12 protein-coding genes are annotated in these 12,022 nt (G+C 58.5%); 4 read left to right on the top strand and 8 right to left on the bottom strand.

From position 1 onward, the window contains the following. Positions 1 to 28: 28 nt before the first annotated feature. Both NL116_RS16250 and NL116_RS16245 read right to left on the bottom strand, forming a co-directional pair. Positions 29 to 661 (bottom strand): response regulator, encoded by a 633-nt coding sequence (locus tag NL116_RS16250; RefSeq protein ID WP_494373057.1) that lies wholly within the window; start codon positions 659 to 661, stop codon positions 29 to 31. 32 nt (positions 662 to 693) lie between these two features. Continuing rightward, a complete protein-coding gene (locus NL116_RS16245) occupies positions 694 to 2,061 on the bottom strand; it encodes a cache domain-containing protein (RefSeq protein WP_494373056.1) in 1,368 nt (455 codons plus the stop codon). A 286-nt stretch (positions 2,062 to 2,347) separates the two neighbouring features. Here NL116_RS16245 and NL116_RS16240 point away from each other — a divergent pair, with 286 nt between their 5' ends. The 3 genes from NL116_RS16240 (at position 2,348) to NL116_RS16230 (ending at position 6,408) form a co-directional block, all read left to right on the top strand. Further along, positions 2,348 to 4,405, top strand: coding sequence for a carbon starvation CstA family protein (locus NL116_RS16240; protein ID WP_494373055.1), 2,058 nt, complete (start codon positions 2,348 to 2,350; stop codon positions 4,403 to 4,405). 15 nt (positions 4,406 to 4,420) lie between these two features. Then, complete coding sequence (locus NL116_RS16235) at positions 4,421 to 4,618, top strand: YbdD/YjiX family protein (protein WP_007949127.1); 198 nt, start codon at positions 4,421 to 4,423, stop codon at positions 4,616 to 4,618. Between the two features lie 179 nt (positions 4,619 to 4,797). Next, positions 4,798 to 6,408, top strand: coding sequence for a mechanosensitive ion channel family protein (locus NL116_RS16230; protein WP_494373054.1), 1,611 nt, complete (start codon positions 4,798 to 4,800; stop codon positions 6,406 to 6,408). A gap of 7 nt (positions 6,409 to 6,415) precedes the next feature. Here the strand turns inward: NL116_RS16230 and NL116_RS16225 are convergent, their stop codons facing one another. The 3 genes from NL116_RS16225 to potE are packed head-to-tail and all read right to left on the bottom strand — an operon-like array spanning position 6,416 to position 8,923. Then, on the bottom strand, positions 6,416 to 6,604 hold the full coding sequence (locus tag NL116_RS16225; protein ID WP_494373053.1) for a hypothetical protein: 189 nt from the start codon (positions 6,602 to 6,604) through the stop codon (positions 6,416 to 6,418). A gap of 38 nt (positions 6,605 to 6,642) precedes the next feature. Then, positions 6,643 to 7,536 carry an amino acid ABC transporter substrate-binding protein gene (locus NL116_RS16220; RefSeq protein WP_494373052.1) on the bottom strand — a complete coding sequence of 298 codons (894 nt, stop codon included), beginning with the start codon at positions 7,534 to 7,536 and terminating at the stop codon, positions 6,643 to 6,645. A gap of 46 nt (positions 7,537 to 7,582) precedes the next feature. Next, positions 7,583 to 8,923 carry a putrescine-ornithine antiporter gene (gene potE / locus NL116_RS16215; RefSeq protein ID WP_494373051.1) on the bottom strand — a complete coding sequence of 447 codons (1,341 nt, stop codon included), beginning with the start codon at positions 8,921 to 8,923 and terminating at the stop codon, positions 7,583 to 7,585. A gap of 95 nt (positions 8,924 to 9,018) precedes the next feature. Here potE and NL116_RS16210 point away from each other — a divergent pair, with 95 nt between their 5' ends. Further along, complete coding sequence (locus NL116_RS16210; protein WP_494373050.1) at positions 9,019 to 9,360, top strand: potassium channel family protein; 342 nt, start codon at positions 9,019 to 9,021, stop codon at positions 9,358 to 9,360. Between the two features lie 23 nt (positions 9,361 to 9,383). On the opposite strand, the gene ppk2 is transcribed toward NL116_RS16210, so the two are convergent. The 3 genes from ppk2 to NL116_RS16195 form a co-directional block, all read right to left on the bottom strand. Next, on the bottom strand, positions 9,384 to 10,202 hold the full coding sequence (gene ppk2, locus NL116_RS16205) for a polyphosphate kinase 2 (protein WP_494373049.1): 819 nt from the start codon (positions 10,200 to 10,202) through the stop codon (positions 9,384 to 9,386). 443 nt (positions 10,203 to 10,645) lie between these two features. Continuing rightward, positions 10,646 to 11,605, bottom strand: coding sequence for an HlyD family secretion protein (locus tag NL116_RS16200; RefSeq protein ID WP_494373048.1), 960 nt, complete (start codon positions 11,603 to 11,605; stop codon positions 10,646 to 10,648). 3 nt (positions 11,606 to 11,608) lie between these two features. After that, entirely contained in the window at positions 11,609 to 11,980 is a 372-nt protein-coding gene (locus NL116_RS16195) for a DUF3302 domain-containing protein (protein WP_494373047.1), read from the bottom strand. Between the last annotated feature and the right edge of the window lie 42 nt (positions 11,981 to 12,022).

The raw sequence follows: 12,022 nt of genomic DNA, 5'->3' as shown, positions 1-12,022 counted from the left end.
TGTCGAGTGGCCTGCGCCGGATTATTTCCTAGCGCGAAATGATTCCGTGATCGATCGCGTATTTGACCAGCGCCGCCGGCTTGTCGATGTTGAGTTTGCGGCGGATGCTCAAGCGATGGGTTTCGATCGTGCGCACGCTGATGTCGAGCTCTCGGGCCATCTCCTTGTTGTTCAGGCCTTGAGCCATTTTGTACAGCACCTGGCTTTCGCGCGGTGTCAGCTCGTTGTCGGTGCTTTTATCGGCGATCAGGCGCTGGGCAATTTCGGCGCTGTAGAAGGTGCCGCCGCTGGCAATGGCTTCGATGGCCGCAATGATTTCCCGCGAGGGCGAATTCTTCAGCACATAGCCGCTGGCGCCGGCACGCACCGACTCGCTTACGTATTCGTTATTGTCGTACATGCTCAATACCAGCACTTTCAGCGCCGGGTGTTGGCTGCGCACTACGCGCGTCAGTTCGAGGCCGTTCATGTCGCGCAAGCTGATATCAACCAGCAATAGGTCTGGTTTGCAGCGCCCGACCATCTCGATCGCCTGCGCGCCGCTCTCGGCTTCGCCCACCACTTCCAGGGGGGCCATGACCGCCAACAGCGCTTTGATCCCGTCACGGACCAGGGAATGATCGTCGACCAGGGCGACACGGATCGGGTAGGGCAGGTTCATCGCGGGTGTTCACTCTTGTTGTATGGGGTGAGTCAGCGTTTCGTCGAGGGCACTTTCATCGGCAGCTGCACGTCCAGCTCACTTCTGCCGGGCATTGAGATCAGCTCGAAACGTCCGCCAAAATGCTCGACGCGTTCACGGATGTTGCGCAAGCCAATGCCCGCGTGACGACGTTCGACTTGGGCGACGTTGAATCCGATACCATCATCCACCACGCTCAGGCGTACCGATTCTTTAGCGCCGTGCAGGGTAATGGAAACGTTTTTTGCCTGAGCGTGGCGTTCGATATTGGTCAGTCCTTCTTGCACAATACGGAACAGCGCGACGGCCGCGCCATCGACCAGGTGACAGTCGAATTCGTTGTCGTCATACGTCACTTTCAGACCACTGCGTTGCTCGAATTCGGCGGCAAGTTGGCCGATGGCAGCCGGTAACCCCAAGGTGTCGAGCAAGGAAGAACGCAGGTCGTGGGAGAGGCTGCGGACTTCGCCAATGGCTTCGCCCAGGCGTTCGGTGGCGTCCTTCAGCGTGCTCAAGCCCTTGTCGTGGCCTTGTTCGTTTTCGAGCAGATGGCTGGCCAGTTCGAAGCGAAACTTGATCGACACCAGCAACTGGCTGATGCCGTCGTGCAGCTCACGGGACACCCGTGATCGCTCCTCTTCCTGCAGGCTGACGATGCGCTGTGTCAGGCGCTGCAATTTTTTATCCGCCAGGCGATGTTCGCTGACGTTCAGCGTCATGCCACTGGCGAACACAAACAGCACGGCCACCAGCGCCACCACGGCAATCGCCAGCATGGTCTTGCGGATACCCTGAGCCACTTCGTCACGGGCCTGCTGCGTGGCGCGCTCGACGTCCTCCAGGTAAATGCCGGTGCCGAGCATCCAGCCCCAGCGGTCTAACATCACCACGTAGGCGAGTTTGTCGGTGACTTGGCCGGAGGAGGGTTTGTTCCAGGCGTAACGCTGAAAGCCTTCGCCCGATTGCGCACTTTTGAGCAGTGCCTGAATCACGGGCAAACCGTGCGGGTCTTTCATGTCCCATAGGTACTTGCCCACCAGTTCAGTCTGGCGCGCGTGCATCAGGCTGCGGCCTTCGCGGTCATAGACGAAGAAGTAGCCGTTGATGCCGAAGCTGAGCTTGCGCAGTTCTTCCAGTACAAGCTGCTGGGCATGCGCGTCACCGTGGCCATCGTCGTACAGCGGCGCTATCAGGCTTTGCGCCATTTCGACGTAGTTTTTCAGCTCGGCACGCTTGCTGGCCAGGATGCTGTCTTCAATCAACTGGGCCTGTTGATCGCCGAGTTGGCGGTTCAGCGAAATCACCAGCGCGCAGATGACCGCGATGGCCAATACCAGCGGCAGAATCCCGAGCGCGACGATTTTGTGTTTGAGCTGCATCTTGGCTCCAGGCCGGACCGAAGAAGGGCGAAGGCCGGCATGATAGGCCAAAGGGCTGCATGTCCAGTAGCGCTGCTGGACGGAATGACTGCCGCGATGTGTCGGTTTGAATGACAACAGCCCCTGTGGGATCAACTCCGTCTACGTAGAACTACGTAGATGTGGCGTACGTAGTAACGCGGATTTATTTGTAGACGGCATGCGGGGATATTGGGCCAGCTCCGCACCGCGGACACAATTATAAAAATTACCGCCGCAGCCACTGGCTGTCGGCAGGAGACACGCTATGCCCCGTCTGGCTAAACACCTCGCCTGGTTTGCCGTGGCTGTTCTGGGAGCGTTTGCGCTAAGTGTCGTGGCCCTGCGCCGCGGCGAAGCGATCAACGCCCTCTGGATCGTCGTCGCAGCTGTCGCGATCTACCTTGTTGCCTACCGCTACTACAGCCTGTTCATCGCGACCAAAGTGATGCAACTCGATCCCAATCGTGCCACGCCCGCGGTCATCAATAACGATGGCCTGGACTACGTTCCGACCAACAAACACATCCTTTTCGGTCATCACTTCGCGGCCATTGCCGGCGCGGGTCCCTTGGTCGGTCCGGTACTGGCGGCGCAGATGGGGTATCTGCCCGGCACATTGTGGCTGATCGCCGGCGTGGTGCTGGCCGGTGCGGTTCAGGACTTCATGGTCCTGTTCATGTCCACCCGCCGCAACGGTCGTTCGCTGGGCGACATGGTCCGTGAAGAAATGGGCCGCATCCCCGGCACCATCGCGCTGTTCGGCTGCTTCCTGATCATGATCATCATCCTCGCGGTGCTGGCGCTGATCGTGGTGAAAGCGCTGGCCGAGAGCCCGTGGGGCATTTTCACGGTAATGGCGACCATCCCGATTGCGATGTTCATGGGCATTTACATGCGCTACATCCGCCCAGGCCGCATTGGCGAAATCTCCGTGGTCGGCGTGGCATTGCTGCTCGGCTCGATCTGGCTCGGTGGGCAGATCGCGGCTGACCCGGTGTGGGCAAAAGCCTTTACCTTTACCGGTATCCAGATCACCTGGATGCTGATCGGCTACGGTTTTGTTGCCGCGGTACTGCCGGTTTGGCTGATCCTGGCCCCGCGCGACTACCTGTCGACGTTCCTGAAGATCGGCACCATCGTCGCCTTGGCCATCGGCATTCTGGTGACCATGCCCGAGCTGAAAATGCCGGCGCTGACCCAGTTCATCGATGGCACCGGCCCGGTGTGGAAAGGTGGCTTGTTCCCGTTCCTGTTCATCACCATCGCCTGTGGCGCGGTCTCGGGATTCCATGCGCTGATCGCCTCCGGCACCACGCCTAAGCTGTTGGCCAGTGAAGGTCATGCCCGTTACATCGGTTACGGCGGCATGTTGATGGAGTCGTTCGTCGCCATCATGGCCATGGTTGCCGCTTCGGTGATCGAGCCAGGTGTGTACTTTGCAATGAACAGCCCGGCGGCGTTGGTCGGCGCGGACGTTGTCTCCGTCGCTCAAACCGTCAGCAGCTGGGGCTTTGCGATTACCCCGGAAGCGCTGCAAGCGGTGGCCCATGACATCGGCGAAACTACCATCCTCGCTCGTGCCGGCGGTGCGCCGACTCTGGCGGTCGGCATCGCACAGATCCTGCACCATGTTCTGCCGGGTGAAAACACCATGGCTTTCTGGTACCACTTTGCGATTCTGTTCGAAGCGCTGTTCATCCTGACCGCGGTCGATGCCGGTACCCGTGCCGGTCGTTTCATGCTCCAGGACTTGCTCGGTTCCTTCGTCCCGGCGCTGAAACGCACAGACTCCTGGCCCGCCAACCTGATCGCCACCGCGGGTTGCGTGGCGATGTGGGGTTACTTGCTGTACCAGGGCGTGATCGACCCATTGGGTGGGATCAACACCTTGTGGCCGCTGTTCGGTATCTCCAACCAGATGCTGGCGGGTATCGCGCTGATGTTGGCAACGGTTGTGCTGATCAAGATGAAGCGCCAACGCTACATCTGGGTCACGATGCTGCCGGCGGTCTGGTTGCTGATCTGCACCGTGACCGCAGGCTTCATCAAGCTGTTCGACGCCAATCCGGCCATCGGTTTCCTCGCTCTGGCGAAGAAGTACAGCGACGCGCTGGCCAACGGTCAGGTGCTGGCCCCGGCCAAGAGCATTGACCAGATGCAGCACGTGATCTTCAACGCCTACACCAATGCGACACTGACAGCGCTGTTCCTGTTTGTGGTCTTCAGCATTCTGTTCTTTGCGCTCAAGGTCGGCATCGCCGCCTGGGGCACCAAGGAGCGTACGGACAAAGAAGCGCCGTATCAGGCCATTCCACAGGCTTGATGGAGGAGGGGATTGATGTTTAATGACCTGAGTCGACTCGGTAAATACCTCGGTCAGGCCGCGCGCCTGATGGTGGGCATGCCGGACTACGACACCTATGTCGAGCACATGCAGAACAAGCATCCGGACAAACCGGTGATGAGCTACGAGGTGTTCTTCCGGGAGCGCCAGGAAGCTCGATACGGCAGCAAGGCTGGGCCGAAGTGCTGCTGACGCAGTAAGTCCAGACAAAAAAACAGGAGCCCGGCTTGCCGCGCTCCTGTTTTTTTGGCTCGCTGGCTGCTACCCAATCGCTTAGCCAGGACCGCCGGCGGGAATCTGACAACCGCTCATCGCTCAACTACGCTGCCATACAGACCCTGTCCTAATCCTTCGACGTAAGGAACTGACGCATGCGGAGCAGGTTGCTCGCAGTGATATTGATCGTTGTCGGGATGTGCGGGTCGGTGTTGGTGTGGGCCGAAAATGCACCCAGCGTGGTGGATCCGCCGGCCGAATTGAAGGTCGCCAACCGTAGCGTCATGGTGTTTCGCGCAACGATATTGGGTGAACCTCCGGTGTCGCGGGTCAAGCGCGCGAAAGCGGTGATCGGCGAAGCGTTGGATGAGGCGGATGATCTGAACGTCAGCGTCGCCCCTGTGCTGAACAGCTATATGGTGCTGCTGGGCAACCGGCGCGCGTTTATCGTTTCGGCCAAGGATGTCGACGCCAGCGAATTCGATTCGGCGCAGCAGGCTGCCGAAGCGGCAGCGCAAAATCTGCGTCTGGTGGTGTCTGAAACCCAGGAAGCGCATAGCGTGCAGTTGATCATCAGGTCAATTGGCGCTGCGGTGCTCGCGACCGGTATGTACATCGCCTTGCTCTACGCCATGGCGTACCTGCGACGCAAACTGCTGAAGAAACTTCCCGGCTTGGTGCATCGTCATAGCCAGGCGCTGAAGGTCGGGCGTACACAGCTTTTCGACGTCAGTTACCTCTATCCGTTGGTCAGTCGTGCGTTTGAGTGGCTGCGCTGGGCCGTGGTGGTGTTGCTCACCTATGAATGGCTGGGGTTTGTCCTGTCGCGTTTCCCCTACACGCGGCCATGGGGCGAACGCCTAAACGCCTACCTGTTGGAGCTCGGCGACTATTTGCTGCAAGGCATCCTGGGCGCCATTCCCGGGCTGGGCGTGGCGGTGGCGATCTATTTCATTGCCCGAGGCGTTACTGCTTTCATGCGCCGGGTTCTTCGGCGCATGGCGACCCCCGGCACTGTCAGTTGGCTGAACCATGAAACCCTGCAACCGACCCAGCGCCTGGTGTCCCTGGCAGTGTGGTTGTTTGCATTGGCCATGGCCTATCCGTACCTGCCGGGCGCCGGGACCGATGCGTTTAAAGGTTTGTCGGTGCTGATCGGTTTGATGATTTCGCTGGGCGCGTCCAGTGTGGTTGGCCAGGCCGCGGCGGGATTGATCCTGACTTACACCCGCACATTGCGTCCCGGCGAATTTGTACGCATTGGCGACTACGAAGGCACGGTGACTGAGTTGGGTATGTTCACCACGCGAATCCGCACGGGCCTGGGCGAAGTGTTGACCCTGCCCAATTCCATGATCACCAACACCGTGACCAAGAATTACTCGCGCACCGTGCAGGGCGCCGGTTACGTGGTCGATACCGTCGTGACCATTGGCTACGACACGCCGTGGCGGCAAGTGGAAGCGATGTTGCTGAAAGCCGCCAAACGAACCCAAGGCATTCTTGAAGACCCGGCCCCCCAGGTGTTTCAAACCGCGTTGTCAGATTTCTATCCCGAGTACCGTCTGGTAGCCCAGGCCATTCCCAGCCAGCCTCGACCGCGTGCGGAGTTGCTGAGCATGCTGCACGCCAATATCCAGGATGTGTTCAATGAGTACGGCGTGCAGATCATGTCGCCGCATTATCTGGGTGATCCGCAGGCAGAGAAGTGGGTGTCCAGGGACAAGTGGTATACGGCCCCCGCGCAACAACCGAAGGACAGTTGAGCGCTCTTCACATTCTCTGCCGAGGCATCGTCGAAGGCTGAAGTTGCTGCTGCGGAATGTACTTGCCATTGCCATCGGTAAACGGCGGATGCTGCACGGCGTTTTCGTTATTGTCTTGCTCAGGGCCATGGCAGGACGAACCGCTGATCGTGATGAGCAGGGCGACAATGACAGGGGGAATCAAGTGCTTGATCACGGGAGTTCTCCAGTGGACACCGTCTGTTTTCACCGGCGCTATGGCAACGCATAGACCTTGAACAGCTTTTTGGTCGTGTCGCTGGCGCCTTCCAGGTACTTATCGTACGCCTGTTCAATCTCACCGGAGCGGTACATTTCACTCAGCGTGGTGTCGACCAGCAAGCGGAAATCTTCATCGTCGCGCGGTACTGCCATGGCCGTTGGGGCGTACTCGAAAATACGCTCCAGCAGGACCAGGTTGCCAGTCGGGTAACGGCTGTCGAGGAGGTTCCTGAGCATCATCCGTTCGCTGAACATTGCGTCGGCTTTGCCTTTGGCGACCAAATCGAGACCTTCGGCGGTCGTGTTGACCGTGATCAGTGTGGCGATCACTCCGAGCAAGCGCATCTGCTGACGAATCCACGCCTCGCTCACGCCTCCTGCCGTGGTGACGTAAGTCTGGTTTGACAGACCACGGTTGACCGTGGCACGCCAAGTGGGTCCTGTGTGGGCAACTTTGCCATTGAGCACGTCCAGCAGCGTCGCCGGGGCATCCTGGTGCACCACTGCCGAGAGGCCTGCGGTGTAAACCGGCACCGAATAGCTCACTGTCTTGCGTCGTTCCAGTGTGGGAGGTGTTGGCGTGCAGAGGAGGTCGACCTTGCCTGAGCTGACGGCACTGATCTCATCGGCGACAGTGACAGGCAGGTAACTCACCTGTAGTTCGGGCAAACCCAGTTCGGCCTTGACCTTGTCGGCGATTTTGTCGCAAAGACCGATGGCATAACCCTGGACCTTGTCTCCCACGTTGACGCTGAAGGGGGCGAAGTCAGGCAGGTAGCCGAGGGTCAACGTATTGCTTGAGCGCACCCGTTCGAGGGTGTTGGCGCTGGCCAGCAGTGGCAGGCAGGCAAAGAGCAGTACGATGGTTTTGCTTCGTTGTGCATTCATGTCCCATTCCCCGCGTTCAGATGTCAGTACCGTCCAGAAACCAGACCTAAGGGACGTCGACCCTGGCGGGGTCGATGGGAGACACGTCGGCAAAACGCTTGGCGAGCCAGCCATACAGCGGATAGCCGAACACCAGCACAAGGGCGCCCCCGAACACCGCGTCCTTGCCGCACGAGTGCAGGGCATACAATGAATAGGCCAGCGCGATCAGCAACACGGGGGTATTGCGCAGGTAAACCGCTGACGAAACCCGCGCCTTGTACATCATGACCAGCAGCCCGGTCAGCGCCGTCACGTAAGGGATCAGATTGGTCACGGCGGCCAGATTGACCAGTTTGCCGAACTGGGCCGCGGCATTGGGTGAAATGGTCGACAGGGCCATCAGCGTTTGCAACACACCACACACAAGCATGCCTATGACGGGCGCGCTGTGCCTGTTGAGCTTGCTGAACAATTTCGGAAACATCCCTTGGTCGGCGGTCATTTTCGCTGTTTGAGCCAAGGTGAACTGCCATCCCAGCAGCGAGCCCACACACGCCATCACCGCCAGCGCCATGATGATAGTTCCCACCGTGGGGTTGAACATTTGCGCGTAGACCAGCGCGAAGGGTGCCGAGGAGTTAGCCAGTTCTTCATTGGGAATGATGCCCTGGATAACGGTCGTCGAGAGCACGTAGACCACCGCAGCACCCAACGTTCCGAACAGACAGGCCAGCGGTACGGTACGCTTGGGGTTTTCAACGGCGTCGCTGGCCTGCGCCGCTGATTCCATGCCCAGAAACGCCCAGAGTGTCAGCGGAATCGCGCTGCTGATCGCCTGCGCGTTGGAAAGATTATTCGGGTTCCAGGCGGACACCAATATCTCCGGTTTGAACCAGAACCAGCCAATAATGCTCAGACCCGCCACCGGAATGATCACCCCCCAAACGGTAATCGCACCGATCTTGCCGGTGATGCCGGGGCCACCGAAGTTGGCGACAGTGGTCAGCCACAGCAGGCCGACAGTACCGATGAACAGGGGGATCGCGCCCGTGCCCAACCAGGGCAGGAACGAGGTCATGTAACCCACGGCGGAGATGGCGACGGCGACATTGGCAATGGCCAGCGACAGGAAGTACAGATACGAACAGAGGAAGAAGCCGGACTTGCCATGCGCTTCTTCGGTGTAGGCGGATAACCCGCCGGAGCGCTGACAGTAAATGCCGCACTGAGAAAAGCAGTAAGCGATGGCCATGGAGCCAATCGCCGTGACGATCCAGGACAGCAATGAGATGGCCCCGAGCTGGGCCATGCTGGTCGGCAACATGATGATGCCCGACCCCATCATGTTGACCATCACTAGGGTAGTGAGCCCCACGAGGCTCATTTTTTTGCTTGAGTCGGCCATCGAAAACTCCTTTCTCCGCACGTGTGCCAAGCTGTCAGGTGTCGCCATACCACCCACTCAGATGTCGCCAAGCTCAACTTCAGGAAGCCCATGCCATGACGCAATCTCATGCAAAGCAAATCCGTCGCGAGTTTTACAAAACAGTGTGGTTCTACCTTTGTGTTGTCTGGCCGATTTTCTCAATTCTGTTGTTTACGATAGTACTGGTCGGTCTGATCATCGCGTACCTGGAAGGGTGGGGGCCGTTTGATGGTATCTACTTCGGGTTCGTGACCGGCTTGACCATTGGCTACGGAGACCTGGTACCGAAAACGCCCCTCTCGCGCGGCCTTGCAGTCTTGCTGGGTTTCAATGGCGTTCTGATGACGGCCATATTTGCCGCGGTCAGTATCCGTGCCATCGAGGAGACCGCGCGAGTGGCCAAATCCGACGAATAAGGTCGTCGGATCAGGCAGGTTCCTCAATAGGGTTCAGCGATGTATTTGAACGGGTAATTGGTCGCCTTGTAGCCGCCGATCTTGCGTTTCGGCAGGCTGACTTTTTCTTGCTTGACCTTTTTATAGGGGATGTTTTTCAGCAAGTGAGTCAGCACGTTCAACCGCACGGATTTCTTGTCCTCGGAGCGGGCGACGTTCCAGGGTGCCCAGTCGGAGTCGGTGGCTTCGAACATGTCATCACGGGCGCGCGTGTAGTCGTCCCAGCGGTTGTAGGACTTGATGTCCATTGGTGACAGTTTCCAGATCTTGCGCCCGTCAGTGATGCGCTCCTTGAGCCGTCGGGTCTGTTCTTCAGGGCTGACTTCCAGCCAGTACTTGAACAGCAACACGCCGGAATTGACCATAAGACGCTCGAACAGCGGTGCCAGTGTTAAAAAGTCGGTGACCTGCTTCTCGTCGCAGAACCCCATGACCCGCTCGACGCCGGCGCGGTTGTACCAGCTGCGATCGAAGATCACGACCTCACCCGCCGCCGGAAAGTGCGGCATGTAGCGTTGCAGGTACATCTGGCTTTTTTCTCGCTCGGACGGTGCCGGCAAGGCCACCACACGAAAAACCCGCGGGCTGACGCGCTCGGTCAACGCCTTGATCGTGCCGCCCTTGCCGGCACCGTCGCGGCCTTCGAAAACAATCACGACCTTGGCCCCGGTGGCGACCACCCACTGCTGCAATTTGACCATTTCCACGTGCAGGGTCTTCAGTTGTTTTTCGTAGTCTTTGCGGCTAAGCGTGTCGGCTTTGTCGTCCGTAGAATCGGCGATTTCACGATTGGCTTTTTTCATCGCGGTACATAAACCTCTGGTGGTCTTGAATAGTGTGTGCCTGTTGCGAATTTCCGGTACCGCTTGCGAATAGAGGGTAGTTCAAATTAACAAGGTCACTATGACGCAGGTCATCTGCAGCAACCCCTCGAAGTGCTCGTCGTCAGTCTCGGAGGTGGGTCAGAGACCTGGCAGGCCAGTGCCAGCAACGAAACAATGATCGCGACAACGTTCCGAGGAGCTCGCGACTCGCCGGGGGATTAATCCTGAAAGCCGATCTTCCTGATCGCTACGTTGTTGGTTCATGAGGTGCTCCAACCCAAACTTTTCATGCCGCGCTAAATCCCTATTCCATCGCCCACGCGGCGCCTGAACGGCGGCGTGCAGTGAGAGAAAATGCAGTTGATCGAGGACAAACAGAGGAGGGCAGGCGCCCCCTGATAAAAGGGGGCGCCCGTCAGTTTTTAATGGAATGGAAAGATGTAGTTCATCCAGGCAGCCATGCGCAGCAGGATCTTTCGCATCATTGCAATATGCTCAAAGTGCTGGCTGTAGAGCGCCGCCTGTCCATACGCGCCGCCCGGCATCTGGCTACTGTATTGGGCATAGTCCGGATCGGTGATCTCGATAATGACCGGTACGCGGCCTGCCGGCTGTGAGCCCGTGAAGCCGATCAATGTTCCGGAGGGCTGAACTTGTCCCTCTGCGATAACGTTGACGACGGTCTTGACCCGCCCCTCGAACACCCTGCCCGGAATGCCATCGAAGGCCACTTCCGCTTCATCGCCGACCGACAAGCGCAACAGGCTGTTTTGACGCATCCACGCCGCAAAGTAATGCCCTTCATCCGGGATGAACACCATGGAAGGGCGCAAGGGTAACTTGGTCGCCATCATGCCCGGACGCAAGGAAACATGGGTGACGAAGCCTTTGCTCGGGGCGCGAACGGCGGTGTTGTCCAGTTCATACTGAGCATTTTCCAGTTGTGCCTGCAAATCGTCAGAGCGAGCAACGACGATGTCCATTTCACGTTGGGTGGCAAAGTTGCGCTTGATCAGCTCAGTGATTCGGGCTCGATCAGCTTTCGCTGATAGCAACTGTGCCTTGATGGACTGGATCTTGTATTCGAACGGGGCAGGGTCGATGCGAAACAGCACATCGCCTTTTTCCAGAGGCTCATTGCCCTTGACCGGCACATCGATGACCTGGCCACTGACCACCGGAATGACCGGCACGGAGACGAAGTAAGTGCGTGCGACCTCAGAGTACGGGTGGTTGTAGTTCATCGTGAAGATCATTGCGCCCACGATCAGGATTCCACCGAGGACTGCGGTCGGCACCGTCCATTTGTTCAGTGGTATGCGGAAAACCTTGAAGATCGCGGTGCAGATGGCGGCATAGGTCAAAACAAGCAGAAGATCCATGGCTTAGATTCCCTCACCGCGATTGTCCGACGCTGGCATGCCACGCGCAGTACCTGTTGCTGTTTCCAGTCGTTCAATGCGACTTTGCAGATCGACCACCTGTTGTTCCAGATGAGCAACATGAACGCGTGGTGACTTTCCATCACTAAATCCCCATCCGCGGTCTTCCCGGTATGCCATCGCCCAGATCCACAGAAATGGCCACAGCGCGTGCAAGGTAAACAAACTCACCCAGCCGGTGGCATGGATCGCATCCTGATGCGGGTGATTGCGGTGTACGGCGATTTCATAGGGAATGTCATGTAGCGCGATGACCCCGTAGAACAGGACCAGCCCGACGAAGAACAACAGGCCTAGCGCGAAGTAATCCAGCATGGTCGCCCCCTCATGGCACAAGCGATGTACTTGGGTCAGTGT

Source organism: Pseudomonas sp. FBCC-B1667 (assembly GCF_059133255.1).
The sequence above is the reverse complement of the archived record's forward strand: the minus strand, read 5'-3'. Positions and strand labels throughout refer to the sequence as shown.